This window comes from Streptomyces sp. NPDC048211 (assembly GCF_043202315.1).
Classification (GTDB): Bacteria; Actinomycetota; Actinomycetes; order Streptomycetales; family Streptomycetaceae; genus Streptomyces.
Window position 1 is genome coordinate 77,904 of the sequence record NZ_JBIDAD010000017.1, and the last position, 24,679, is coordinate 102,582.

The window sequence follows — 24,679 nt, forward strand, 5'->3', positions numbered from 1 at the left end:
TACCCGCGGAACGTTCGTCGTTTGAGGAGACGCCCCGGAGGGGCCCCGGACCCCCACCCACCGAGGGAACAGCGCACCTCGCGGGGGCACCCGCACAAACAAGCCCGTCCGGCGGTTGAGGACGGAACCCCGCGCCAAGGGACCGGGCGGGGCCAAGGGCCCCCGCTGCCGCCCGCCCAAGGGCCCCGCTTCAGGAGTGGCCGAGGTCTTCCGACTGCCCGTCCGTCTCCACCGGCACCGAGCCGGAGTCGCGCGCCGGACGCAGCGGGTACTCGTCCACCTGCATCGTGTCCAGCGCGTGCGGCGCCGGCTTCGGCGGCTTCGGCATCACCGCGGCCTCGGAGTGCCCACCGCAGCCGTACGACAGGGACACCACATGCCCGTCCGCCGGACCGAACTCGTTCGCGCACACCCCGAAGGCCTGCTTCAGCGAACCCGCGAGCGGCACCAGGAAGGCGCACGACACGCACGTGGCCGGAGCGGCCTGAGCCATCGGCGTCTTCGCGCCGAACCCCTCGTCCCAGCGGTCGGCCGCGGCATGCAGCCCGTACCGGGACAGCACCCGCGCACGCCGCATGCCGAGCTCGTCCGCGACCGCCGCGATCGAGCCGCGGCGCGGCGGCTCCGGGCGCGTCGTCAGTTCCGCGTCCTCGGCCTCGACGAGATCGGCCAGCTCGCCGGAGACCGCGGCGACCGCGGAGTTCGGCGGCAGCTCGTCCTCGCCGGTGTAGCCCGGCTCCAGACGCAGGTCGTCCGCCTCGGTGGGCAGCAGGTCGCCCGGCCCCATGTCGCCCGGCCGCAGCCGCTCGCTCCACGGCACCCACTCCGGCGCGAGCAGCGCGTCGGTGCCCGGCAGCAGGACCGTCTCGTCCAGCGTGACGTTCTTCGCGCGGGAGGCCCTGGCGACCGTCACCGCCCAGCGCCAGCCCCGGTAGGCCGGGTCCTTGCACTCGAAGTAGTGCGTGACGACCCGGTCCCCCTCGGGGACCACGGCCACATGCTCACCCACCACCCCTGGCGCGGCCGCTTCCTCGGCCGCCGCGCGGGCGAGGTCTACGGCCTCGGCGCACAGACGGTCGGGAACGGGGGTACGGGCCGTACGGCTTCGCGTCGTCGCAGCACTCACAGGTCTCGCTTCTCTCCTACGCCAGTCTCACGAGCGCGCCAGCACATCCATCGATTTCGGCCATACGGTTGCGGGCGGAGCGGACCTGGGGGCCGCGTCGACGTCCACACCCGTTGTGCCTGCCTCGGGCGCACCTTCTGCAACCCATTCTGCGGGATCGCCGAGAGGCGCGCGGCCAAGAACAACCGCCGGTGGCGCGCTACGCACGCTACCCTCTCCGCCGCTCCCCGCCCACCTGCCCGTCCCAAACGACGCCGTATCCGACGCCGTGTCCCGTGTGAAGAGCGCACACCGGCCACCCGGATCAGCCCCTGCGCACCCCCTGCGACCTGCCCGGTCACTGACCCGACGGGGCGGTTCGCAGCACGCCCCGCCCCGATCTCGGTTCGTGACGCCGGGGACTGGGGCAGTATGACCAAGTGGCTTCTGCCAGGTCGCACGACGAATCCGGTCCGCTCCGCAGAACGGGCCGGTCGATCGGTCATGCCCTCCACACCCCGTTCACCGGAACCGCCAGAGGCATCCGGAAGGCGACACACGCCCACGGGGCCGGTGAGTCGGGCCTCGGCAAGCTGATCGAACTGCACGCGGTGAACGGCGCGGGCGATGTGATGATCACCGTCGCGCTCGCGTCGACCGTGTTCTTCTCCGTACCGACGGACCAGGCCCGGGGCCGGGTCGCGCTGTACCTCGCCGTCACCATGGCGCCGTTCATTCTCCTGGCCCCGGTCATCGGGCCGCTCCTGGACCACCTGCCGCACGGCCGCCGCGCCGCCATGGCGGGCTCCATGCTGGCCCGGGCCGCGCTGGCGCTCACCATGTCGGGCGCGGTCGCCACCGGCGGCCTGGAGCTGTATCCGGCCGCCCTGGGCGTGCTGGTGTGCTCGAAGGCGTACGGAGTGGTGCGCAGCGCCGTCGTACCGCGTCTGCTGCCACCCCGCTTCTCCCTGGTGAAGGCCAATTCGCGGGTCACCCTCGCCGGTCTCCTGGCGACCGGTGCGGCCGCGCCCATCGGGGCGGGGCTCCAGACCATCGGACCGCCGTGGCCGCTGTACGGCGCCTGCGCGATCTTCGTCGGCGGTGGTGTCCTCGCTTTCACGCTGCCGCCCAAGGTGGACTCGGCCAAGGGTGAGCGGAAGGCACATCTGGTGCCGCCGCACGGCGAGGCCGCCGTCCGGCCCGAACCGCTCCGGAAGACCGCCGCGCCCAGGACCGGGAAGAAGCAGGCCAAGGAGAGGAACGGCGAGAAGCGGCCGGGTCTGCGCTCCGTCGGCCCGTCCGTCCTGCACGGGCTCCAGGCCAACGCCTCGCACCGGGCGCTGTCCGGCTTCCTGATCTTCTTCCTGGCGTTCCTGCTGCGTGAGCACCCGCTGGCCGGGCAGAGCGCCGCGATCTCGCTCGGCATCGTCGGGGTGGCGGCCGGGGTGGGCAACGCGCTGGGTACGGCGGTCGGCTCCTGGCTCCGGGCGCGCGGTCCCGAGATCATCATCGCCTCGGTGCTGGGCCTGGCCCTGGGCGTCGCCGTGCTGGCCGCCGTCTTCTTCAGCACGGTCATGGTCGCCGCGCTCGCGGCCATGGCGGGCTTCACCCAGGCCCTGTCGAAGCTGTCGCTGGACGCGATGATCCAGCGCGACGTGCCGGAGGAGGTGCGGACGTCCGCGTTCGCCCGCTCGGAGACACTGCTCCAGATGGCGTGGGTGGCCGGCGGGGCGATCGGGATCGCCCTCCCCCTCAACGGAGTACTGGGCATGTCGGTCGCCGCGGGCATCCTCGCGCTCGGTGCCGCCGCGTCCGTACGGGGTCTGCTGGGTGCCGCGCGGCGCGGCTCGCCGCACCCCCGCGTGGCGTGAGCGGGAGCGACCGATAGCCTTCGGCCCATGACCGTTGCGTTCTTCTCCGGTAAGGGCCGTCGAATCGGCGTCGCTCTTGGTGCCGTGTCCGCGGGACTCCTTGTCCTCTCCGCCTGCGACAAGCCGACGCCGCTCGCCACCGTGACGGTCGGCGACAACTCGGTGAGTGCCGAGGCGTCCTGCTACAACGATGGCAAGGCCCTCAAGGAATCCGAGATCCAGGGCTGCCTCAACAAGAAGGCGGAGAAGACCGTCAAGGTCGCGATGGAGGACAAGGTCCACTTCGGTGTCGACCCCGAGATCGCGGACAACGGCTGGACGATCTTCGTCAACGGCCAGCAGGCCGAGCAGGAGCCGAACAAGAAGACCTACCGGACCATCCCGGGCAGCGCCTTCTTCTCCAGCCAGACCGGCGAGACCACGGACAAGACGCAGATCAGCATCGTGGAGACCAAGGGCAAGCAGCTGACCGGCATCTGGCACTTCGAGCTCAAGAAGACCGACTGATCCCCTCCTGACCTCGGAGGGAACCCCCCGTGCGTGTGCTTGTCGTGACCGCTGTCCCGGTGGAACGGGACGCGGTCACGCGCGCGTCCGGGTCCGCCGACGAGGTCTCCGTCCGTACGGTGCCGGGCGCGGAGATCCATCGCGCGGGCCCCTACGACGTCCTCGCGGGCGGTGCGGGACCGGCCGCCGCGGCGGCCTCCGCCGCGTTCGCCCTGGCCGCGGACCGCTACGACCTGGTGATCTCGGCGGGCATCGGCGGCGGCTTCGCCGGGGTCGCCCCGGTCGGCTCCCTCGTCGTGGCCGGCCGCATCGGTGCGGCGGACCTGGGCGCCGAGACCCCCGCGGGCTTCGTGCCCGTGACCGGACTCGGCTTCGGCCGGGTCTGGCACTTCCCGCCCCGCTCGCTGGTGAAGGCCGTGGTCGCCGCGACCCGTGCGGTGACCGGCGACGTCCTCACCGTCTCCACCGTGACCGGCAGCGCCGGACGCGCCGCCGCCCTTCGCGCCGCGCACCCCGGCGCCGTGGCCGAGGCCATGGAGGGCTTCGGGGTCGCGGAGGCGGCCGCCCTGACCGGCGTGCCCGTCCTGGAGATCAGGGCCGTCTCGAACGCCGTCGGCCCGCGCGACCGCGACGCCTGGCGCATCGGCGACGCGCTGGCCGCGCTCACCGAGGCGTTCGGGAAGCTCACCCCCGTACTGGAAGGCTGGACGCACCATGACCGAAACGACCACTGACCCGTCGGCGACTCGTGCCCCGCTGCGGATCGCCTTCTCGCCGTGCCCGAACGACACGTTCGTCTTCGACGCCTGGGCGCACGGCAGGGTCCCCGACGCGCCCGCCCTCGATGTCTCGTTCGCGGACATCGACATCACGAACGGCCTGGCCGAGCGCGGCGAACTGGACGTGCTCAAGGTGTCGTACGCGGTGCTGCCCTGGGTCCTGGACGAGTACGTGCTGCTGCCGTGCGGCGGGGCGCTGGGGCGCGGCTGCGGGCCGCTCGTCCTCACGAAGGAGGCGGGTACGGACCTGACGGGCAAGACCGTCGCCGTGCCGAGCGAGCGTTCCACCGCGTATCTGCTGTTCCGCCTGTGGGCGGCCGAAGTGGTGCCGGGCGGGGTCGGCGAGATCGTCGTCATGCCGTTCGACGAGATCATGCCCGCGGTGCGGGACGGGAAGGTCGACGCCGGTCTCGTCATCCACGAGGCGCGCTTCACGTACCAGAACTACGGCCTGCACAACCTGGCCGACATGGGACGGCACTGGGAGGACACGACCGGGCTGCCGATCCCGCTGGGCGCGATCATCGCGAAGCGCTCGCTGGGCGCGGACACGCTGAAGCTGCTCGCCGAGTCGGTGCGTGCGTCGGTCCGGATGGCGTGGGACGACCCGGAGGCCTCGCGGCCGTACGTGCTGGAGCACGCACAGGAGATGGACCCGTCCGTCGCCGACCAGCACATCGGTCTGTACGTGAACGAGTTCACCGCGGACCTGGGCGAGGACGGTTACGCGGCGATCCGCGGTCTGCTGACGCGCGCCGCGGCCGAAGGACTGGTTCCGGCCCTCGGCCCGGATGCGCTGTCGTTCGTCTGAGCGACCCGCAGGTCCGTGTCCCGCGGGCACGTGCGGAACGGGCCGGACCGGCCCCCTGTTTCGGATAGGGGGCGGTCGAGCCGGCTGACCGGTCCGACGCGCGTTCCGGCTGCGGGACATCCGTCGGTACGGCGTACGGCACTGCCGCCCTCGGCCGGCCCCCGCCCGGGCCGGGACCGGACGGGGGGTGTCATGGCGTGCGTGAAGCCCTGGCAGGCCGAATCCCCCACCGGGGACGGAGACGGAATCAGTAGTCGTTCGCGCGCGACGCGGTCTTCAGCACCGCGTCGTTCTTCTTCCGCTCCTCATCCAGCGCGAGCTGATTCTCCTCGATACGCCGCTTCTGAATCTTCTCCTCGGCACCGAACCAGACATCCACCAGACGGGACGTCGTCTTACAGCCGACATCGGCCACGGCCAGTGCCGTCTCCGCCGCTGACGGAGTTTCGGAACCCAGGGTCGAAATCAAGTCAGGTGCCTTGTACGGGTGTTCCGCCCGGTAACCGTGTGACTTCATACAAGAGGACCACGCCGCCACGGCGGAACGAACCGCGGGAACGTTTCGCGACTCCTCCAGCGAAGCGAACTCGACCTTGCTCGCCAGAGCGTAGGAGATCCTTCCGAGCTTGCCCTTCACCTCGCCCTGGCAGCCGTTGTCCGGAACCTTCTCCCCCTTGTACGAACCGCCCTCGACCTGCACGCCCGATCCGGAGAAGACCGCCCTCTCGGCGCCCTCGCCCGGCTCCCAGACGGGCGGCTCACGCGTGCCCCCCGGCAGGTGGTACCCGTAGCGGGCCGCCTCCTTGGCATCCGATATCCCGTAGCGGCGAGCCATGTTCGCGTCGTCGTATCCGGGCGGTGGGAACATTCCGGGCTCAGGGGGCTCGAAGGAGGTGAATCCGTACCTCTGCATACATCTCTTCCAGAGACTCTGCTGGGCACGCTGCCAGGCGACCGTCTCCGGGTAGGAGATCAGGTACCCCTCGATCGGCAGAACCTTCCCCTTGGTCAGGCCACTGACCGGCGTACGGGCGGGCCAGGCCCCCTCGTCCACCTTCGACCCGCCCGCCGGCCCACTGCCCGCCTTCAGCTCCTGGGCCTGCCCCGCAGAACATCCGGACACCAGGAGCGCAGCCAGCAGGACGACACCCGCGGCAGCTCCGCGCATTCGGTCAGACCCGCTTGTGCGAAGCATTGTTGTTCTTCAGCGTGGACTTCAGATTGGTGGACGGCCAGTCGCTTCCGCAGCCCGGCGTAATGGTCTGCGACGTACCCTGATATCCGGAGTTGTAGTACACGATGTTATTGACCGAGCATTCGTTGTTCACGGCCGATGCCGCCGCGTTCTTCAGCCCGATTCCATCGCCCGACGCACCCGTGCACCCCGGATTCGAACCCGTTATCCGCCCCGTACCACCCTCGAATATATAACGTACGAGCACGGCGCCGTTCGGCGAATACCCATAGTGGTCGGAGACGCTCTGATTCGCCAGGAAGCAGGAGCTGTACGAATACCCGGTCGTGGCACCGGCACTGTCGTAGTAGATCTCGAAGCAGTACTGATTCCCGCTGGAGCTGCACACATCCGACACGTACGAGGTCGGCACCGCCTGAGCGGGCGCGCCATTCTGCATGGCCATGAGGAAACCGGCACCCAATACCGCGACACCGCGTGTCCAACGTGCAAACATAAGAGAACCTCCCAGAGTGGGTGAGCGTGACTGCCACCGGACACTAATCAGTCCCCGCACGCCTTACCACCCACGTCATAGCCCATGACGTAAATACGCCAGCCGACATGCACCTTTGTGTCGCCTTGGGGGCGATTCGCGGGGCTATCTCGACATTCGATCAGTGCGCTAGTCTGGTCCGGACCACGGAACTAACGATTTCGCGGATGATTCCCCGGGGGGGGATATGAGCAAGTCGGACATAATTCATAGAGTCGACGAAAGGGAGCTACGACTCCTCCAATTGCTCTATGCCGGATACGAGGACGCCCGGGCGGCGCGCGCCCTGGGGCTGAGCCACCGAACCGTGCAACGTCACGTGAAGGGGCTGATGCTCAGACTCGGCGTGAACAGCAGGCTGGCGCTCGGCGCACGGGCGCAGGAACTCGGCTGGCTGGATCCGGCCCGTGACCGGACGGACGCCCACATCTCCGAAGCGTCGCGGGCGCAGCAGACGGGGAGACGCGATGCCGCGTAGCCGACGGCATGCCCTCCTCACGGTGGCGGCCCTGGCGGTCGCCCTGACCGGCGTCGGCCTCGTGTCGACCGCCTACATCTCCTCGCCCCAGCAGGCAGCCGCCGAGGCCGGCCCGCCCGCGCCGGACGTCCTCACCGCCCCGGTGGAACGCCGGGTACTGACGGACAGCGTCGTCCTGCGCGGCCAGGTGGCCGCCGGCCGGACCTTCGACGTCTCGTCCGCCGGACCGGCGGGGAAGGACTCCGGCTCCCCCGTGGTGACGAAGGTGATGGTCGAGCCCGGCGCCTCCGTGAAGCCCGGCAAGGTGCTGCTGGAGATCTCCGGGCGCCCCCTGTTCGCGCTCGAAGGCGGCCTGCCCGTCTACCGCGATCTGAGGCCCGGGTCGCACGGGGACGACGTACGCCAGCTCCAGCACGCCCTCTCCGCCATCGGTTTCGGCAGCCGGGGCGACCAGCCGGGCTACTTCGGCACCGGGACGAAGTCGGCGGTGACCCGGCTCTACGCCTCGCTCGGCTACGACCCCGTCCCCGCGCAGGAGGACGGGCAGCGGAAGCTCAGGGACGCCCGGCGCGCGGTGACCGACATGGAGCGCGCACACCAGGACGCGAAGGCCGGTACCGACAAGCAGCGCGCGGCCGAGGACCTGGCCGACGCCCGGGTGGAGCTGACGGCGGCGGAAGAGGCGGACGGCCCCATGGTCCCCGCCTCCGAACTCGCCCTCTTCCCTGTGTTCCCGGCGCGCGTCGACACGCTCGCCGCGCGGGTGGGCGGCCCCGCCGGGGACAAGCTCCTCACCGTCTCGGCCGGGGACCTGGTGGTCAAGGGGTCCCTCGGTTCGAGCGAGACCGGCCTGGTCAGGCCGGGCCAGAAGGTGCAGATCCTCTCCGAGCTCACCGGCACCAGCGCTTCGGGCGTCGTCGCCTCGGTGGCCGGCGCGCTGTCCGCCGCCGATTCCGCCGAGCAGGAGGAAGGCGCGGCCGAGGGCGCCGACAAGGGGGCGGTCGGCCACGCTCTCGTGGTCACCCCCGACAAGGCACTGCCCATGGAACTCGCCCACCAGGACGTGCGGCTGACGGTCGAGGCCGCGACGTCGAAGGCCAAGGTCCTCGTCGTCCCCCTCTCCGCGGTGTCCGCGGGTGCGGACGCGCGGACGACCGTCACGGTCCTCGGTCCCGGCGGCGGGCGGAGCCGGGTGGAGGTACGTCCCGGCATCTCGGGGGACGGGTACGTCGAGGTCACTCCGACGGGACAGAACCGCCTCGCCCCCGGCGACAAGGTCATCGTCGGCGTCAGCCCGGCCGGCAGCGGCCCCGCGGAGCAGGGCGGCCTGCCTTCATGACCGTTCCCGCACCCCTGTCCCGCACCGAGGAGCCCGACCCCGCGCCCCTCGTCATGGAGTTCGACCACGTGGCGCTGACGTACCCGGGACCGCCGCCGGTCGAGGCCCTCAAGCCGTGCCGCCTCGCGGTGAAGCGGGGTGAGTACCTCGCCGTCGTGGGTCCTTCGGGTTCCGGGAAGTCCACGTTCCTCAACATCGCCGGACTTCTCGACGTGCCCACCGAGGGCCGCTATCTGCTCGACGGGACGGACACCACCGCCCTGCACGAGGCGGACCGCACGGCGCTGCGGGGCCGGCGGATCGGCTTCGTCTTCCAGGCCTTCCACCTCGTACCGCATCGCAGTGCCGTCGAGAACGTGACCCTCTCCATGCTGTACACGGGAACGCCGCGCCGCGAACGCACGAAGCGCGCGCTCGAAGCCCTGGACCGGGTGGGACTCGACCACCGGGCCGACGCCCTGCCGATCCGGATGTCCGGCGGCGAACGGCAGAGGGTCGCCATCGCACGAGCCCTCGTCGCGCGTCCCTCGCTGCTGCTCTGTGACGAGCTCACCGGCAATCTGGACTCCGCCACGGCCGAGTCCGTGCTGACGCTGCTCGACGAACTCCACAGCGACGGCATGACCCTCCTCGTCATCACGCATGACCCGGTCGTGGCAGCGCGCGCGGCCAGAACGGTGACGATCCGGGACGGGCTCCTCACCGAGTCCGGCACCCGCCCCGTCCCCGCGGCGGCGGGTACCCGATGAACCGTCACCGCTTCAAGGCCCTCATCCGGCGCTCCCGCCCGGGGACGGGCACCACCCGTGCGACCGCTCCCCGTACGCGCCTGCGGACACGGGACCTCCTCACGGAGGCCCACGCCGGAATGCTCCAGCGCCCCGGCCGCTCCGCCCTGACGGCGCTGGGCACGGTGCTGGGGGTGGGCACGTTCGTCGCCATCCTCGGCCTCACCGCCACCGCGTCCTCACAGATCGACTCACGCTTCAACACGCTCGTCGCGACGGAGGTGACGATCGAGGACATCGGCGGCGAGAGCGCCGAACACCTCGCCAACTCCTTCCCCGCCGACGCGCCCTCCCGCATGGAGCGTCTGCACGGCGTCCAGCACGCGGGCGTGTACTGGCACGTCTCCGTCAGCGGCAGGAACACCGTCACGGCGGCGCCCGTCGGTGACGGGGCAGGCGGCGAGGAAGCCCCGGTGGTCGCCGCGACCCCCGGAGTGCTCGCGGCAGCCGGACCTGCGATGGCCCAGGGGCGGATCTTCGACGCCTTCCACCAGCAACGCGCCGAAGACGTCGTGGTCATCGGCTCCGGGCTGGCCAACCGCCTCGGCATCACCACCCTGGAGACCCAGCCCGCGGTCTTCGTCGGCGGCACCCCGCTCACGGTCGTCGGCATCGTGGGCGATGTGGACCGGCAGGAGGACCTGCTGCTCTCCGTCATCGTCCCGAGCACCACCGCCGAGAAGTACTGGGGCGGCCCCTCCCGCGGCGAACGCGCGAAGATGCTGGTGTCCACCCGGCTCGGTGCCGCCACCCAGATCGCCCATGAGGCGGCCACGGCCCTGGACCCGGCCCATCCCGACCGGTTCAAGTCGATCCCGCCACCCGACCCGCGCACCCTGCGGGGCAACGTCAGCGGCGACCTCGACCAGCTCCTGCTGCTCCTCGCCGGCATCTGCCTCGTCATCGGCACGGTCGGTATCGCCAACACCACGCTGGTCGCGGTGCTGGAGCGCACGGGAGAGATCGGGCTGCGGCGCGCCCTCGGCGCACGCGCCCGGCACATCACCGCGCAGTTCCTCACGGAATCCGGTGCACTCGGCGCGCTGGGCGGGCTCGTGGGCACGAGTCTGGGCACGCTCACCGTGGTCGGTGTCGCCGTCGCCCGGGACTGGACACCCCTCATCCACCCCGCGACCGTGGCATCGGCCCCGGTGATCGGTCTCGCCACCGGCCTTCTCGCCGGCCTCTACCCGGCCTGGCGTGCGTCCAGGATCCAGCCGGTCGAGGCGCTGCGGCGCTGAGCGGCTGCACCGGAGCGGTGCGGGACGGACCTCCCCGGGGCACGCCCCCGGGGAGGTCCGTCCCGCACCTCCCGCTACCGCTCAGACGTCGAGCTGGTCCGCGACCGCGCGCAGCAGACCGGCGATCTTGGCGCCGGCCGCCTTGTCGGGGTAGCGGCCCCGTTCCAGCATCGGCGTGATGTTCTCCAGAACGGTCGTCAGATCCTGCACGATCGACGCCAGTTCGTCCGGCTTGCGGCGCTGGGCCGCCGCGACGGACGGGGTGGGGTCGAGGATCGCCACGGAAAGTGCCTGGTCACCGCGTTGTCCGGCGACCACGCCGAACTCGACGCGCTGGCCGGGCTTGAGTGCGTCGACTCCGTCGGGAAGCACGGACGAGTGCACGAAGACGTCACTGCCGTCGTCGCGGGAGAGGAAGCCGAAGCCCTTCTCACTGTTGAACCACTTGACCTTGCCAGTCGGCAAAGCACGCACCCCATCTCAACCCGTATGCCGGAACAAAGCCTCAGCAGGTCAGGCCGTCCTGTGGTCGCGCTTCCCCTGCTGGCAGAAGCCTCCACAGGTGAAGTACCCCTCGTCAAGCCTGGTCATCCGGACTCTGTCCGGAAACGGCACCTGCTTCTTCCGCGGGCCGCCCGGGGTGGTCCGCCGCCTCGGGGAACTACCCTGACGGGGTGAGTACTCCTTCTTCCGGCGCGGGCGACCGGCTGGTCCGTATCGGCGCGATCGTCTTCCTGATCGGCGCCCTGTCGACCCTCGCCACCATGGCCCCGCTGTTCCTCGGCACGGATCCGCTTCCGTCCGTCTTCTGGTCCCTCTGCATGCTGATGGGCGTCGGCTTCCTGATCGCAGCGGCAGGCGTGGTCCGGTCGGCACGAGCGGGGTCGGCTCAGCGGTAGGGACTGGCGCCCACGGCCGTGGAGTCCACCGGGGGCTCCCCCGTGCCGCCCGTGTAGCGGGCCAGTTCCCACGGGTCGTGTGCGGAGAAGAGCTCGACCTCGTCCCCGTGGTCGCGGAGCAGTTCACGGAGCCGGGCCCGGGTTCCCAGGCGCAGCTCCCGGTGGACCTGGGAGCCGGTCTGGACGAGGTCGAGCAACGGATGGGTCTCCTTCAGCGGGCCGACCTCGCGGTGGTAGTAGTAGGCGTCGCCGCAGTGGAGGAGCCATCTTTCGCCGTCCTGGACGGCGATCCCCGTGTGGCCGGCGGTGTGACCGCCCAGGGGGACGAGCTTGATCTCCGGCCCCAGCCCCTTCGGCTGCAATGCGGTGAACCCGAACCACTGCTCATCGGGCTCGGAACCGTAGGTGATCCAGTGGGGCTCGTGTGACCAGTGGGCCGGCCGGTAGCGGAAGCTGGGCGCTTCGGAGCGTGCCGCGTCGAGTTCGGACGCGAGTACGTGGACGTGGGCATCGGGGAAGTCGGGCAGGCCGCCGCTGTGGTCCACGTCCAGGTGTGTGACGAGGATGTGGCGCACGTCCGACGGCGTGTATCCCAGCCGGGCGACCTGGCGTACGGCCGTCTCCTCCTCGTTCAGCGCGGGACCGGCCATCTCGACCCACTCCGAGCCGAGTGTGCCCGCCGGATCCCGGACGTCACCGAGCCCGATTCCGGTCTCGACCAGGACCAGGCCGTCGGCAGGGGTCTCGATCAGCAGGCAGTGGTTCACCGCGGGAGCGGGCGGCGGGCCGGCGTAGGTGGGCTCGATCGTCCGGACGGATCCGCAGTTCAGGTGATGAATCTTCATGGCGACTAGGCTGCAACTTGAACCGCGATTCAAGTCAAGGGGGCTGTGATGACCGAGCCGTTGCTGGACATCTCCGAGGTCGCGCGGTCGTCCGGACTGGCGCCCTCGGCGCTGAGGTTCTACGAGAGGAAGGGCCTCATCGCCCCCGCGGGACGAAACGGCCTGCGGCGTACGTACCACCCGGATGTGCTGGCCCGCCTGGCCCTGATCACGTGCGCGCGCAGCGCCGGACTCCCGGTCGCCGAGATCGGACGGTTCCTGGCGACACAACCGTCGGACCCGGACCTGCGGACGCGCATGGCCGCCCGCGCCCGTGACCTCGACGAGCAGCTCGGTCGCCTCACACGTCTCCGTGACAGCCTTCGCCACGCGGCCGTGTGCGACCACGAGCCGGTCGTCGACTGCCCCGAGTTCAAACGGGCCATCGGCAACGTCGCCTCACCGGCGTTCGGCCCCGGCGGGCTCGCCGGGGCCGGGTGAGTCAGCCCCGTGAGTACGTCTCCAGCCACGCCGGGAACTCCTCGAGCGACGACAGGACGACGTCCGCGCCCGCCGCACGCAGCTCCGCCGCGTCGCAGGGGCCCGTCGTCACGCCCACCGAGAAGGCGTCCGCGGCCTGTGCGCCGCGTACGTCGCCCGTGTGGTCGCCCACGTACACGGCCGCTCCGTGCTCGCGCAGCGCCCGGGCCTTCGCCTCGGCCCAGAGGCCGCCCACGATCACGTCGGGTTCGATGCCGAGGTGGGACAGGTGCAGCTTGGCGTTCGGCTCGTACTTGGCGGTGACGACCATCGTCCGGCCACCCAGCGCGCGGATCGCCGCGATCGACTCCCGTGCCCCGGGCATCGCGAGCGACGGGCTTATCGCATAGTCGGGGTAGATCTCGCGGTAGCGGTCGGCCATCGCGGCGACGTCGGCTGCCGGGAACCAGTGCGCGATCTCCTGCTCCAGGGGCGGGCCCAGCCGGCCGACCACCAGATCGGTGTCGATGACGGCCCCCGTCTCCGCGGAGAGCGCCACGAAGGCGGCCGCGATGCCGGGCCGTGAGTCGATGATCGTCATGTCCAGGTCGAAGCCGACCGTCAGTGCGTGCGTAGCCATGACGTCCATTGTGCCGACCGCCCACCACTCCCGGCCCACCCCCGGACGGCCCCGCACAGCCGACGCTTAGACTTAGCCAAGCCTTACTTTGCTTGGCTTTGTTTTGGTTTGTTTCGCTTGTCGATGGGGTCCGATGTCAGCCGCCGCACCACGCCGCTCCAGACGCGCTCTCGCGACGGCGGCGGCCGTCGCGGCGCTGCTGGTCGCCGTACTGCTCAGCCTCGCCGTCGGGGCTCGTTCCATACCCCCGTCCGAGGTGTTCGACGCCCTGATCCACGGCGGGCACTCCGACGCCGCCGAGGTCATCCGGAACATGCGGGTTCCCCGCACCCTGATCGGCCTGATGGTCGGCGCCTCACTCGCCCTCGCCGGCACGGTGCTCCAGGGCATCACCCGTAACCCCATCGCCGACCCCGGCATCCTCGGCATCAGCCAGGGCGCCTCGGTCGGGGTGGTGCTGGCCATCGCGTACGCGGGAATCCACACGCTCACCGGATACGTCTGGTTCGCCTTCGCGGGGGCGGCCATCGCCTCCGTCGCCGTGTACGCCATCGCCTCCAGCGGGCGCGGCGGTGCCACTCCGGTGAAGCTCGCACTCGGCGGCGCCGCGATCAACGCGCTGCTGGTCTCCGTGACCATGGCCGTACTGACCACGAAGGCCTCCGCACTGGACGAGTTCCGGTTCTGGCAGGTCGGCTCGATCGCCGGCCGCGAGGCCGAGGTGGCCCAGCAGATCTGGCCGTTCCTGCTGCTCGGCACGGTGCTCGTGCTCTGCGTCGCCCGCGGCCTCGACGCGCTCGCACTCGGCGAGGACATGGCGAAGGGCCTGGGCCAGAAGATCGCGACCGTACGGATCGTGGGGGGCATCGGCGCCACCGTGCTCACCGGGGCCGGGGTCGCCGCCGCAGGTCCGATCGCGTTCATCGGTCTCGCCGTACCGCACATCGCCCGCGCCGTCGTCGGCAGCGACCACCGCTGGGTGCTCCCGATGGCCGCCCTGATCGGACCCGTGATGCTGCTCATCTCCGACGTGATCGGCCGGATCGTCTTCCCGCCGAGCGAGGTGCCCGCCGGGGTCATGACCGCCCTGATCGGGGTGCCCTTCCTGGTCACGCTGGTGCGCCGGAAGGCGGTGCCCGCATGAGCGCCCCGACGGCCGCCGTGCGGCCCGCCGGGTACAGCCTCGTACGGATAGGGGCCCGCGGACGGTTCCTGCTGCACCGCCGGGCCGCCGTCGTCGCCGCCTCGCTCGTCGTCCTGCTGGCCGCCGTCTGTGTCGCGTACCTCTGTGTCGGCGAGAGCTTCGTCGCACCCTCCGAAGTCCTGAACGTGCTCCTGGGGCGGCCGTCCCCCGACGAACTCGTCGTGGGCACGCTGCGGCTCCCCCGCATGGTCGTCGGGCTGCTCGTCGGCCTCGCCTTCGGGATCGCCGGCGCGCTGATCCAGACCGTGGCCCGCAACCCCCTCGCGAGCCCGGACATCATCGGCATCAGCCAGGGCGCGAGCGCGCTCACGGTCGGCGCGATGACGTTCGGCATCACCTCGTACACCGTGCTGCCGTACCTGTCGGTGATCGGCGGAGTCGCGGCCGCGGCCCTCGTCTACGCCTTCGCATGGCGCGGCGGCCTGCACGCCACCCGCTTCGTCCTCATCGGCATCGGCTTCGCGATCGCGCTGCGCTCGGTCACCACCCTGTTCCTGACCAAGGGCGACTACCTCGTCGCCCAGCAGGCCCAGATCTGGATGACCGGCTCACTCAACGGCCGCGGCTACGACGAGGCCGCACCCATCGGCTGGACCCTGCTGATCCTGCTGCCCGCCGTCCTGTGGGCCGCCCGCGCCCAGCGGTCCGTGTCCATGGACGACGACACGGCGACCGCGCTCGGGGTCCGGCTGGGCCGGGTACGGCTCGGGCTCGTCGCACTCGGCGTGATCCTGGCCTCCGTGGCCACGGGGACGGCCGGACCGGTCGACTTCGTCGCGCTGCTCGCCCCGCAGATCGCCCGCCGCATGACCCGCACCGCACAGATTCCGCTGCTCTGCTCGGCCCTGCTCGGCGCGGTGATCGTCGTCTTCGCGGACCTGCTGGCCCGCAGGCTCTTCTCCCCCACCGAACTGCCGGTGGGCGTCCTGACGGCGGCGGTCGGCGCCCCGTATCTGATCTGGCTGATCATCCGCGGTCACGGTGGCCGCTCGGGAGGCAACGCATGACCACGACCCGGCAGCAGAACACCGCGACCAGCCGGCTGACGGTGCGCGAGCTGACCCTCGCGTACGAGGACCGCACCGTCGTCCACGAGCTGGACCTCGCCGTCCCCGACGGCAAGGTCACCGTCATCGTCGGGCCGAACGCCTGCGGCAAGTCGACGACACTGCGCGCGCTCGGCCGGCTCCTCAAGCCGCGCGGCGGGGCGGTGTTCCTGGACGGCACAGAGCTGTCGAAGATCCCCACGAAGAAGATCGCCCAGTCGATCGGCCTGCTCCCGCAGACCCCCGTGGCCCCCGAGGCGATCACCGTCTCCGACCTCGTCGCCCGAGGCCGCCAGCCCCACCAGCACTGGTGGCAGCAGTGGTCCCAGGAGGACGAACGGGCGGTGACCGAGGCCATGGAACGTACCGACATCACCGCACTCGGCTCGCGCTCCGTGGACGAACTCTCCGGCGGACAGCGCCAGCGCGTCTGGATCGCGATGGCCCTCGCCCAGGACACGGACCTGCTGCTCCTCGACGAGCCCACCACGTACCTCGACATCGCCCATCAGGTGGAGGTCCTCGACCTGGTGCGCCGGCTCGCCGCCCCGGCCGCCGACGGCACCCGGGGCCGCACCGTGGTGACGGTCCTCCACGACCTCAACCAGGCCGCCCGCTACGCCGACCACCTGGTCGCCATGAAGGCGGGCCGGATCGTCGCCGAGGGCCACCCGCAGGACGTCGTCACCGCCGAACTCGTACGCGAGGTCTTCGGCCTCGAAGCCGTGATCGTCCCGGACCCGGTCACAGGATCGCCGCTCGTCGTGCCCGGTGCGCCCTGGCAGCCCACCGCGTCCTCCTGAACGCCCGCCCACGAAAGGCACCGCATGCCCACCGCCCTCCGCCGCCGCGGCATCACCCTCGGCGCCCTCGCCCTGACCGGCGCGCTCACACTCACCGCCTGCTCGTCCGACTCGGACTCCGACGGCGGCAGCGGCGCCGGAGCGGCCGCCGCCGCGACCCACACCGTCAAGACGGCCATGGGCGACGTGAAGGTCCCCGTGGCGCCCAAGCGCGTCGTGGTCCTCGACACCGGTGAGCTGGACTCCGCGCTCACCCTGGGCGTGCAGCCCGTCGGGGCGACGCACTCGGCGACGGAGGACGGCTTCCCCACGTACCTGCCGGCGGACAGGACGAAGAAGCTCACCGAGGTCGGCGAGATCGCCAACCCCAACATGGAGACGGTCGCCTCCCTGAAGCCGGACCTGATCCTCACCAGCAAGGTGCGTGACGGCGACCGCTACGAGCAGCTCAGCGCCATCGCCCCCACCGTGATGACGGAGTCCACCGGCACCACCTGGAAGGAGAACTTCCAGGTCCACGCCGAGGCGCTCGGCAAGCAGGCCGAGGCGAAGAAGATCGTCGCCGCGTACGACGCCCACATCGCCGAGGTGACCGAGGCGATCGGCGGCAAGGAGAAGGCGGCGGCCACGGACGTCAACTTCGTCCGCTTCGTCGAGGGCGCCGACATCCGCATCTACGGCAAGCAGAACTACATCGGCTCGATCCTCGCCGACCTCGGCATGGGCCGCCCCGCCATCACCGACAAGGCCAAGGACGGCTTCTCCTACGACGTCTCCCCCGAGAAGATCGACCTCGCGGACGCGGACGTCGTCTTCACGTCCACGTACGGCGACCCGGACAAGGCGGGAACGACGAAGACGATGAAGAGCGGGCTGTGGAAGGGCCTGACCGCCGCCAAGAACGGCAAGGTCTTCAAGGTCGACGACCGCCTGTGGATCGCCGGCATCGGCTACACGGCGGCGGGCCGGATCCTCGACGAGTTCCAGGCGAAGATGACCGGCTGACGGCGGGCGCCTTGGCCCTGCGGGGCCGGGTCCTGTGTCTTGCCCCTGCCCTTGGCGCGGGGTTCCGTCCTCAATCGCCGGACGGGCTTGGTGGTGCGGGTGTTCCCGTGGGGTGCGAGTGCTCCGCGGTGGTGCGGTGCGCCGTTCCCCGGTGGGTGGGGGGCCGGGGCCCCTCCGGGGCGTCTCCTCAAACGACGAACGTTCCGCCGGTACGCAGCCGACCCGGGTCGATGTTCGTCGTCCTGCGGGGACTCCCCTGCACGGCCCCGGCCCCGACCGCCCTGCGTCTGCGACAGACGCCGGGCCGGTGTGCAGACGCAGGCGATGCCGGGTGGGGGCGTGCAGGGGAGTCCCCGCAGGAAATGGCGTACGACCCGGGTCCCTCACGGTCCCGGGTGAACACGCCATTTCTGAGGAGACGCCCCGGAGGGACCCCACCCCCACCCACCCGGCGGTGGCGGGCCGCACCCCACAGGGGCACCCGCACCTCTCAAGCCCGTCCGGCGATTGAGGAGGAACCCTCCCCCAGAGGACCGGGCAAGACACAGGACCCGGCCCCGAGAGGGGCCCCCGCCCGTCCGGCGATTGAGGACGGAACCCTCCGCCAGGGGAAGGGGCCCTCACCGCCCGCCCGGCCGAGGGCCTCGGGACCGCCACACCAGGTAGAGCGCGGAGGCCACCGCGGCACCCCGCACCACCCACGGCCACGTATCGCCGATCGCGGGTCCCATCCGGCCCTCCGCGATGGGCGCGCCCCACCGCCCGTCCAACCGGCCCCACAGCCAGACGAGGCCGCCCACGGCGACGACCCCGGGCAGCCCCATCACCGCCCACTTCGCCTCCGCCCGCGACAGTTTGCGGGAGCTGTACGCGAGCAGCCAGCCGCCCGCCAGGGCCAGCAGGGCCTGCGGGGTGTCCATCACCACACCGGCCACCAGCAGCCCGGCGGCGAGCAGGAGCATCGGGTGGGAGAAGCCGCGGGGAGCGGCGTCCTCGGCGCGGGCGCGGCGCAGCCGCGGCAGCCGCCTCCGCCGGCGGGGCGCCTCGGCCTCCTCCTCGTACTCCTCCTCGTCCTCGTACGCGTCGTCCTCGTCGTCGCCCTCGTCCTCGTCGTCCGGCACCGGCGGTCTCAGCACGGCCGGGATCTCCACCCCGCCCCGGAACCCCGGCACGTCGGTCCCCGCACCGAACTCACCGGGGTCGCCGAACCGGCCCGGGGCGACGCTCCACCAGTCCGTGTCGTCGCCGGACGGGCCGAGTTCGTCCGAACCCGCGCGGTGCGGCGGGGACGGGGCCGGCCCGGACGAGGGCCGCGAAGCCTCCTCCCGTACCTCCGACGCGCCCTTGCGCGAACTGTCTTTCCGGAGCCTCGCCCGGCGCGGGCGCGGGATGCCCGCCGCCTGCGCGCCGCCCTGATCCGGCTCCGGCGACAGCGGCGGCGGCGAGCCGTCGGCCGACCGGGCCGCCGCCGCGACGAGTTCGTCGGGGGTTCCGAGCTTCCCGATGATGCGGCGCACCGCCCCGGGTGTGTCCGCGGCCTGCGCCACACGCTGCCGGTCGATCTCGCCCCGGAGCTCCGACACGAGCCTCATCCGGGTGCCCGAGGACAGCTGCTGTTGCTGCGCCAGGTCGCCGACCCGGCTCAGGTAGTCGTAGACCAGCTGGTCGCTCTCGATCCCCACGCGATGGTTCCCCTCTACGGCCCTGCACCGACGGTAGCGCCCTCGGGCCTGTCCGGAGCGACTACCGTGGGACGGATGGGGATGACCACACCACCGCGGACGCTCGCCGAGGCTCTGCGCGCCCGGGACGACGAGTCACTGGCCGGGCTGCTGCGTGCCCGGCCCGATCTCCTCACCCCCGTGCCCGGCGACATCACCCAGCTCGCGACGCGCGCCGGCACCCGTGCCTCCGTCGTCCGCGCCCTGGAACACCTCGACCGCTTCGCGCTGCAGACCGCCGAGGCACTGGCCGTCGCACCCGACCCGGCCCCGTACGACATCCTGCTCGGCCTACTCACGGGCGACGGGCGGGACGACGGGGAGCACCGGGACGACGCGGGCGCCGCGATCGTGGCCGCGCTGCCCGGCGCCCTCGCCACGCTGCGCGAACAGGCTCTCGTCTGGGGGGAGAACGACCGGATGCGCCTGGTGCGCACCGCTCGCGAACTGCTGTCGCCGTCCCCGCAGCACCCCTCCCCCACCGGTCTCGGCCCGACCGTCGCCGAGGCCACCGCCGGCATGTCCCCCGGCCGGCTCCAGGAGATCCTGTCGGCGGCGGGGCTGCCCGCCACCTACGACCCGGTCTCCGCGGTGAGCGCCCTGTCCGCGCTGTTCACCGACCGCACCCGGATGGGCGAACTCCTCGACACCGCACCGGTGGAGGCGCTCTCGGTGCTGGACCGGCTGGTCTGGGGCCCGCCGTACGGCGAGGTGACCCCGAACCCCACCCCGCCCGTGAAGTGGCTGCGCGACCGCGGGCTCCTGCTGCCCGTGTCGACGCGCACCGTCGTCCTGCCGCGCGAGGCGGCGCTGCATCTGCGCGCCGGACGCGCCCACCGGGTGCCCGAACCGCAGCCGCCCGCCGTCGTCGCCGTCGCCGAACGCGATCCACAGGCTGTGGACGGCGCGGCCGCCGGTCAGGCGTTCCTGGCGGTGTCCGTCGTCGAGGAGCTGCTGAAGAGCTGGAACGGCGGCGGCCCCGCCATACTGCGGGCCGGCGGCCTCAGCGTCCGCGAGCTGAAGAAGACCGCCACCACGCTGGACGTGCCGGAGCCCGTCGCCGCGTTCTGGATCGAACTCGCCTACGCGGCCGGGCTGCTGGCCTCCGACGGCGAAGCGGACGAGCGGTACGCGCCGACTCCCGCGTACGACGACTGGACGGAGCTCTCCGCCCAGGACCGCTGGGTGGAGCTCGCCTCCGCCTGGCTCGCCGCCACCCGCACCTCGGGCCTGGTCGGCGGCCAGGACGCCAAGGGCCGTGCTCTGTCCACGCTCGGCCCCGAACTGGACCGCTCCGCCGCGCCCGAGGTCCGCCACCGGGTCCTGGCCCTCCTCTCCGCGCTGCCGCCCGGCACCGCCCCGGACCCGGAGTCCCTGCTCGCCCGGCTCCGCTGGGAACGCCCGCTGCGCGGTGCGTCCGCCTCCGCCGGGGACACCACCGACCTGCGGTCCCGGATCGCCCTGTGGACGCTGAACGAGTCGGAGCTCCTCGGCATCACCGGCCGCGGCGCCCTCGCCTCGCAGACCCGTGCCCTGCTCTCCACCGGACCCGCCGAGGCCGCCGCCCGGCTCGCCCCGCTCCTCCCGGAACCCCTCGACCACGTCCTGCTCCAGGCCGACCTCACAGCCGTCGCCCCCGGCCCGCTGGAACGCCCCCTCGCGGACATGCTCGGCGCCCTGGCGGACATCGAGTCGAAGGGCGGCGCGACGGTCTACCGCTTCACGCCCGGTTCCGTACGCCGCGCCCTGGACGCCGGGCAGTCCGCCGCCGACCTTCACGCCTTCCTCGCCGCGCACAGCCGTACGCCGGTGCCGCAGCCGCTCAGCTACCTCATCGACGACGTGGCCCGCCGCCACGGCCATCTGCGGATCGGCGCCGCTTCCGCGTACGTACGCTGCGACGACGAGGCCGTCCTCAACGAGATCCTCGCCGACAAGCGCTCCGCGACCCTGCGGCTGCGCCGCCTCGCCCCGACGGCCCTGGCCGCCCAGACCGACCCGGCGTCCCTCCTCGACGGCCTGCGCGAGATGGGGTACGCACCCGCCGCCGAGTCCGCCGACGGCGACGTCCTGATCACCCGCGCCGGTGCCCGTCGCACACCGCCCCGCACGGCCCCCGTCCCCGTCCCGGAGGGCCCGCCCGTCCCCGACCCCACCCTCCTCGGCGCCGCAGTCCGGGCGATCCGGGCCGGGGACACGGCGGCAACGGTCGTCCACAAGGAGTCGGGCCCCTCCGCCCCCGCCGGGACCCTGCCCCGTACGACCTCCGCGGAGACCCTGGTCACCGTCCAGGCCGCGGCGATGACGGGCTCCGCGATCTGGATCGGCTACGTCAACGCGGACGGCGCGGCCAGCCAGCGCGTGATCGCCCCGGTCCGCGTCGAGGGCGGCTACGTGACGGCGTACGACCACACGGCGGACGAGGTCCGCACGTACCCCCTCCACCGGATCACGGGCGTCGCGGAACTGGCGGACGACCAGACGGCCTGACGGCCGGGCGGTCCGTGGTGCGGGGCGCTCCGCGGGGGGCACGTCTGCCCGGAGGGCGGGGGCCCCTTTCGGGGCCGGGTCCTGTGTCTTGCCCGGCCCTCCGGCGGAGGGTTCCGTCCTCAATCGCCGGACGGGCTTGAGGGGTGCGGGTCGCTCCGCGGGGTGCGCCGTTCCTGGGTGGGTGGGGGTGGGGTCCCTCCGGGGCGTCTCCTCAGAAATGGCGTGTTCACCCAGGACCGTGAGGGACCCGGGTCGTACGCCATTTCCTGCGGGGACTCCCCTGCACGCCCCCACCCTGCATCGCCCGCGTCTGCACACCGGCCCGGCGACTGCCGCAGACGCAGGGCGGCCGGGGCCGGGGCCGTGCAGGGGAGTCCCCGCAGGACGACGAACACCGACCCGGGTCGGCTGCGTACCCGCGGAACGTTCGTCGTTTGAGGAGACGCCCCGGAGGGGCCCCGGACCCCCACCCACCCGGCAGAGGCGCACCCCGCACCCAACGGGAACACCCGCACCAACAAGCCCGTCCGGCGATTGAGGACAAAGACCCGCGCCCCGGACTGGGGCAGGCACCACAGAACCCCACCCCCCGGCACACCGCACCGGCATACGGCACACTGGAGGTTTGGCCAACCCGCCGCCCCCGTGGCGGCCCCGCAGAAAGGGCCGAAGCGCGTGACCGGACCCCTCATCGTCCAGAGCGACAAGACGCTGCTCCTGGAAGTCGATCACGAGCAGGCCGACGCCTGCCGCCGTGTGATCGCCCCCTTCGCGGAGCTGGAGCGTGCGCCCGAGCACATCCACACCTACCGGCTGACCCCTCTCGGGCTGTGGAACGCCCGCGCCGCAGGGCACGACGCCGAACAGGTCGTCGACGCGCTCGTGAAGTACTCGCGTTACCCCGTGCCGCACGCGCTGCTCGTCGACATCGCCGAGACGATGGACCGGTACGGCCGCCTCACCCTGTCCAAGCATCCGGTCCACGGGCTGGTGCTGACGTCCACGGACCGGCCGGTCCTGGAGGAGATCCTCCGGTCGAAGAAGGTCCAGCCGCTGGTCGGGGCCCGGATCGATCCGGACACCGTGGCCGTGCACCCGTCCGAGCGCGGGCAGGTCAAGCAGACGCTGCTGAAGCTGGGCTGGCCCGCCGAGGACCTCGCCGGGTACGTGGACGGCGAGGCGCACCCGATCGAGCTGGACGAGAGCGGCTGGGCGCTGCGGCCTTACCAGCAGCAGGCCGTCGAGGGGTTCTGGCACGGCGGGTCCGGGGTCGTCGTGCTGCCCTGCGGCGCGGGCAAGACGCTGGTCGGGGCGGGCGCGATGGCGCAGGCCAAGGCGACCACGCTGATCCTGGTCACGAACACGGTCTCGGCCCGGCAGTGGAAGCACGAGCTGGTGAAGCGGACCTCGCTGACCGAGGACGAGATCGGCGAGTACAGCGGTACGCGCAAGGAGATCCGGCCGGTCACCATCGCCACGTACCAGGTGCTGACGACCCGCCGGAAGGGCGTCTACGCGCACCTGGAGCTGTTCGACTCCCGCGACTGGGGGCTGGTGATCTACGACGAGGTGCATCTGCTGCCCGCGCCCGTCTTCAAGTTCACCGCCGATCTCCAGGCCCGCCGCCGGCTCGGTCTGACGGCGACGCTGGTGCGGGAGGACGGGCGTGAGTCGGACGTCTTCTCGCTGATCGGGCCGAAGCGGTTCGACGCCCCGTGGAAGGAGATCGAGGCGCAGGGCTACATCGCGCCCGCCGACTGCGTCGAGGTGCGGGTCAATCTCACGGACTCGGAGCGGCTGGCGTACGCGACCGCCGAGGCCGAGGAGAAGTACCGGTTCTGCGCGACGACCGCGACGAAGCGGAAGGTCACCGAGGCGCTGGTGCGCAAGCACAAGGGTGAGCAGACGCTGGTCATCGGGCAGTACATCGACCAGCTCGACGAGCTGGGTGAGCATCTGAACGCCCCGGTGATCAAGGGCGAGACCAGCAACGCCCAGCGCGAGAAGCTGTTCGGCGCCTTCCGGGAGGGTGAGATCAGCGTGCTGGTCGTGTCGAAGGTGGCGAACTTCTCGATCGACCTGCCGGAGGCCACCGTCGCCATTCAGGTGTCGGGCACCTTCGGCTCGCGCCAGGAGGAGGCCCAGCGGCTGGGCCGGGTGCTGCGGCCGAAGGCGGACGGGCACGAGGCGCGGTTCTACTCGGTGGTCGCGCGCGACACGATCGACCAGGACTTCGCGGCGCACCGCCAGCGCTTCCTGGCCGAGCAGGGCTACGCGTACCGGATCGTGGACGCGGACGAGCTGCTGTCGGACAACTGACGGGCCGGGAGCGGCCAGGGAGGCCAGAAGGGGCCGGGGGCGGGGCGTCGCGCTCAGTGCGAGCGGCGGACGCCCGCCTCCTCCGCGTACTCGCCGAGGACGACGACGCCGAACGCGGCCCGCACATAGACCTTGACGGCGCGCAGCGCGTCCCCGGCGCGGTGGGTGTGTGGGTGACCGGTGGCCGCGGTCGCGCCGTGCGCGGGGCCGGTCCTTCGCGGGTTCAGGGTGACGGTGCTCATGTCTTCCATGGTGCTCCGGACGCGTGCGCCGCGGCGTCGGTCCGGAGGCTGAAGCGCGGGTGCGCGTGTATCCCCCTGGGGTCGCATGCCGTCCCCTACGGGATGGATGCGGGACGGCCCCGCGAAATCCGTTCGCGCCGGGCCGGGGCGGTCGATACAATCGCCGGTCTGCCCGCCTCCCGCACCGTGGTACCGGCCGCCCGCAAGGGCCCGCGCCGGCAGCCGGGGGAGCGCCGCCGACCGGACGGAAACCGGCCGACAGTCAGTGATCGATCCCCGAGCGGACCGCATCGTCCCCGAGCAGTGACCGGGACGGGGCCTCTCGTTCGGGTCAGGCCGGATCAGCGAGCGGGGTCC

24 protein-coding genes are annotated in these 24,679 nt (G+C 72.0%); 16 read left to right on the forward strand and 8 right to left on the reverse strand.

Features of this window, described 5'->3' with window-relative positions:
• Window positions 1-190: 190 nt before the first annotated feature.
• Window positions 191-1,126: a DUF3027 domain-containing protein gene (locus ACGFZA_RS37850; protein ID WP_385288548.1), complete on the reverse strand. Its 936-nt coding sequence runs from the start codon at window positions 1,124-1,126 to the stop codon at window positions 191-193.
• Window positions 1,127-1,545: 419 nt separating this feature from the next.
• Between ACGFZA_RS37850 and ACGFZA_RS37855 the strand changes: the two genes are divergently transcribed.
• The 4 genes from ACGFZA_RS37855 to ACGFZA_RS37870 are packed head-to-tail and all read left to right on the forward strand — an operon-like array spanning window position 1,546 to window position 5,073.
• Window positions 1,546-2,976, forward strand: coding sequence for an MFS transporter (locus ACGFZA_RS37855; protein WP_393685226.1), 1,431 nt, complete (start codon window positions 1,546-1,548; stop codon window positions 2,974-2,976).
• A 27-nt stretch (window positions 2,977-3,003) separates the two neighbouring features.
• Window positions 3,004-3,483 carry a DUF2771 domain-containing protein gene (locus ACGFZA_RS37860; protein WP_385288543.1) on the forward strand — a complete coding sequence of 160 codons (480 nt, stop codon included), beginning with the start codon at window positions 3,004-3,006 and terminating at the stop codon, window positions 3,481-3,483.
• A 29-nt stretch (window positions 3,484-3,512) separates the two neighbouring features.
• Window positions 3,513-4,217, forward strand: coding sequence for a futalosine hydrolase (locus ACGFZA_RS37865; RefSeq protein ID WP_385288540.1), 705 nt, complete (start codon window positions 3,513-3,515; stop codon window positions 4,215-4,217).
• Window positions 4,198-5,073 (forward strand): 1,4-dihydroxy-6-naphthoate synthase, encoded by an 876-nt coding sequence (locus ACGFZA_RS37870; RefSeq protein ID WP_385288537.1) that lies wholly within the window; start codon window positions 4,198-4,200, stop codon window positions 5,071-5,073. Before ACGFZA_RS37865 ends, ACGFZA_RS37870 begins: the two co-directional genes overlap by 20 nt.
• Before the next feature lie 247 nt (window positions 5,074-5,320).
• Here the strand turns inward: ACGFZA_RS37870 and ACGFZA_RS37875 are convergent, their stop codons facing one another.
• Window positions 5,321-6,241 (reverse strand): hypothetical protein, encoded by a 921-nt coding sequence (locus ACGFZA_RS37875; RefSeq protein ID WP_385288534.1) that lies wholly within the window; start codon window positions 6,239-6,241, stop codon window positions 5,321-5,323.
• Window positions 6,242-6,245: 4 nt separating this feature from the next.
• A complete protein-coding gene (locus tag ACGFZA_RS37880) occupies window positions 6,246-6,713 on the reverse strand; it encodes a hypothetical protein (protein ID WP_385288531.1) in 468 nt (155 codons plus the stop codon).
• Window positions 6,714-7,047: 334 nt separating this feature from the next.
• On the opposite strand from ACGFZA_RS37880, the gene ACGFZA_RS37885 reads away from it, so the two are divergent.
• The 4 genes from ACGFZA_RS37885 to ACGFZA_RS37900 are packed head-to-tail and all read left to right on the forward strand — an operon-like array spanning window position 7,048 to window position 10,649.
• Window positions 7,048-7,281, forward strand: a complete 234-nt coding sequence (locus ACGFZA_RS37885; protein ID WP_385288528.1) for a LuxR C-terminal-related transcriptional regulator — start codon at window positions 7,048-7,050, stop codon at window positions 7,279-7,281.
• Window positions 7,271-8,620 (forward strand): peptidoglycan-binding protein, encoded by a 1,350-nt coding sequence (locus ACGFZA_RS37890; protein ID WP_393685230.1) that lies wholly within the window; start codon window positions 7,271-7,273, stop codon window positions 8,618-8,620. The genes ACGFZA_RS37885 and ACGFZA_RS37890 overlap by 11 nt, the downstream gene beginning before the upstream one ends.
• Entirely contained in the window at window positions 8,617-9,369 is a 753-nt protein-coding gene (locus ACGFZA_RS37895; protein ID WP_385288522.1) for an ABC transporter ATP-binding protein, read from the forward strand. Before ACGFZA_RS37890 ends, ACGFZA_RS37895 begins: the two co-directional genes overlap by 4 nt.
• Window positions 9,366-10,649 carry an ABC transporter permease gene (locus tag ACGFZA_RS37900; protein WP_393685233.1) on the forward strand — a complete coding sequence of 428 codons (1,284 nt, stop codon included), beginning with the start codon at window positions 9,366-9,368 and terminating at the stop codon, window positions 10,647-10,649. The genes ACGFZA_RS37895 and ACGFZA_RS37900 overlap by 4 nt, the downstream gene beginning before the upstream one ends.
• A gap of 81 nt (window positions 10,650-10,730) precedes the next feature.
• Here ACGFZA_RS37900 and ACGFZA_RS37905 read toward each other — a convergent pair whose 3' ends face one another.
• On the reverse strand, window positions 10,731-11,114 hold the full coding sequence (locus ACGFZA_RS37905) for a cold-shock protein (RefSeq protein WP_285574602.1): 384 nt from the start codon (window positions 11,112-11,114) through the stop codon (window positions 10,731-10,733).
• 209 nt (window positions 11,115-11,323) lie between these two features.
• Between ACGFZA_RS37905 and ACGFZA_RS37910 the strand changes: the two genes are divergently transcribed.
• Window positions 11,324-11,548 carry a hypothetical protein gene (locus tag ACGFZA_RS37910; protein WP_385288515.1) on the forward strand — a complete coding sequence of 75 codons (225 nt, stop codon included), beginning with the start codon at window positions 11,324-11,326 and terminating at the stop codon, window positions 11,546-11,548.
• On the opposite strand, the gene ACGFZA_RS37915 is transcribed toward ACGFZA_RS37910, so the two are convergent.
• Window positions 11,539-12,393 carry an MBL fold metallo-hydrolase gene (locus ACGFZA_RS37915; RefSeq protein ID WP_393685235.1) on the reverse strand — a complete coding sequence of 285 codons (855 nt, stop codon included), beginning with the start codon at window positions 12,391-12,393 and terminating at the stop codon, window positions 11,539-11,541. The genes ACGFZA_RS37910 and ACGFZA_RS37915 overlap by 10 nt on opposite strands.
• 48 nt (window positions 12,394-12,441) lie before the next feature.
• Between ACGFZA_RS37915 and ACGFZA_RS37920 the strand changes: the two genes are divergently transcribed.
• Complete coding sequence (locus tag ACGFZA_RS37920; protein ID WP_393685236.1) at window positions 12,442-12,873, forward strand: MerR family transcriptional regulator; 432 nt, start codon at window positions 12,442-12,444, stop codon at window positions 12,871-12,873.
• 1 nt (window position 12,874) lies between these two features.
• Here the strand turns inward: ACGFZA_RS37920 and ACGFZA_RS37925 are convergent, their stop codons facing one another.
• A complete protein-coding gene (locus ACGFZA_RS37925) occupies window positions 12,875-13,501 on the reverse strand; it encodes an HAD family hydrolase (RefSeq protein WP_393685238.1) in 627 nt (208 codons plus the stop codon).
• A 124-nt stretch (window positions 13,502-13,625) separates the two neighbouring features.
• Here ACGFZA_RS37925 and ACGFZA_RS37930 point away from each other — a divergent pair, with 124 nt between their 5' ends.
• The 4 genes from ACGFZA_RS37930 to ACGFZA_RS37945 are packed head-to-tail and all read left to right on the forward strand — an operon-like array spanning window position 13,626 to window position 17,550.
• A complete protein-coding gene (locus ACGFZA_RS37930; protein ID WP_393685240.1) occupies window positions 13,626-14,636 on the forward strand; it encodes a FecCD family ABC transporter permease in 1,011 nt (336 codons plus the stop codon).
• Window positions 14,633-15,703, forward strand: coding sequence for a FecCD family ABC transporter permease (locus ACGFZA_RS37935; protein WP_385288502.1), 1,071 nt, complete (start codon window positions 14,633-14,635; stop codon window positions 15,701-15,703). The genes ACGFZA_RS37930 and ACGFZA_RS37935 overlap by 4 nt, the downstream gene beginning before the upstream one ends.
• On the forward strand, window positions 15,700-16,545 hold the full coding sequence (locus tag ACGFZA_RS37940) for an ABC transporter ATP-binding protein (RefSeq protein WP_385288499.1): 846 nt from the start codon (window positions 15,700-15,702) through the stop codon (window positions 16,543-16,545). The genes ACGFZA_RS37935 and ACGFZA_RS37940 overlap by 4 nt, the downstream gene beginning before the upstream one ends.
• 24 nt (window positions 16,546-16,569) lie before the next feature.
• Complete coding sequence (locus ACGFZA_RS37945) at window positions 16,570-17,550, forward strand: ABC transporter substrate-binding protein (protein WP_393685243.1); 981 nt, start codon at window positions 16,570-16,572, stop codon at window positions 17,548-17,550.
• A 620-nt stretch (window positions 17,551-18,170) separates the two neighbouring features.
• Here ACGFZA_RS37945 and ACGFZA_RS37950 read toward each other — a convergent pair.
• Window positions 18,171-19,232 carry a hypothetical protein gene (locus ACGFZA_RS37950; protein WP_393685245.1) on the reverse strand — a complete coding sequence of 354 codons (1,062 nt, stop codon included), beginning with the start codon at window positions 19,230-19,232 and terminating at the stop codon, window positions 18,171-18,173.
• 75 nt (window positions 19,233-19,307) lie between these two features.
• On the opposite strand from ACGFZA_RS37950, the gene ACGFZA_RS37955 reads away from it, so the two are divergent.
• Together ACGFZA_RS37955 and ACGFZA_RS37960 are read left to right on the forward strand one after the other, a co-directional pair.
• Window positions 19,308-21,761 (forward strand): helicase C-terminal domain-containing protein, encoded by a 2,454-nt coding sequence (locus ACGFZA_RS37955; RefSeq protein WP_385288850.1) that lies wholly within the window; start codon window positions 19,308-19,310, stop codon window positions 21,759-21,761.
• A gap of 675 nt (window positions 21,762-22,436) precedes the next feature.
• The gene (locus tag ACGFZA_RS37960; RefSeq protein WP_385288178.1) at window positions 22,437-24,080 is read left to right on the forward strand and encodes a DNA repair helicase XPB; all 1,644 of its coding nucleotides are present in this window, start codon (window positions 22,437-22,439) and stop codon (window positions 24,078-24,080) included.
• Between the two features lie 53 nt (window positions 24,081-24,133).
• Here the strand turns inward: ACGFZA_RS37960 and ACGFZA_RS37965 are convergent, their stop codons facing one another.
• Window positions 24,134-24,322, reverse strand: coding sequence for a hypothetical protein (locus tag ACGFZA_RS37965; RefSeq protein ID WP_385288176.1), 189 nt, complete (start codon window positions 24,320-24,322; stop codon window positions 24,134-24,136).
• Between the last annotated feature and the right edge of the window lie 357 nt (window positions 24,323-24,679).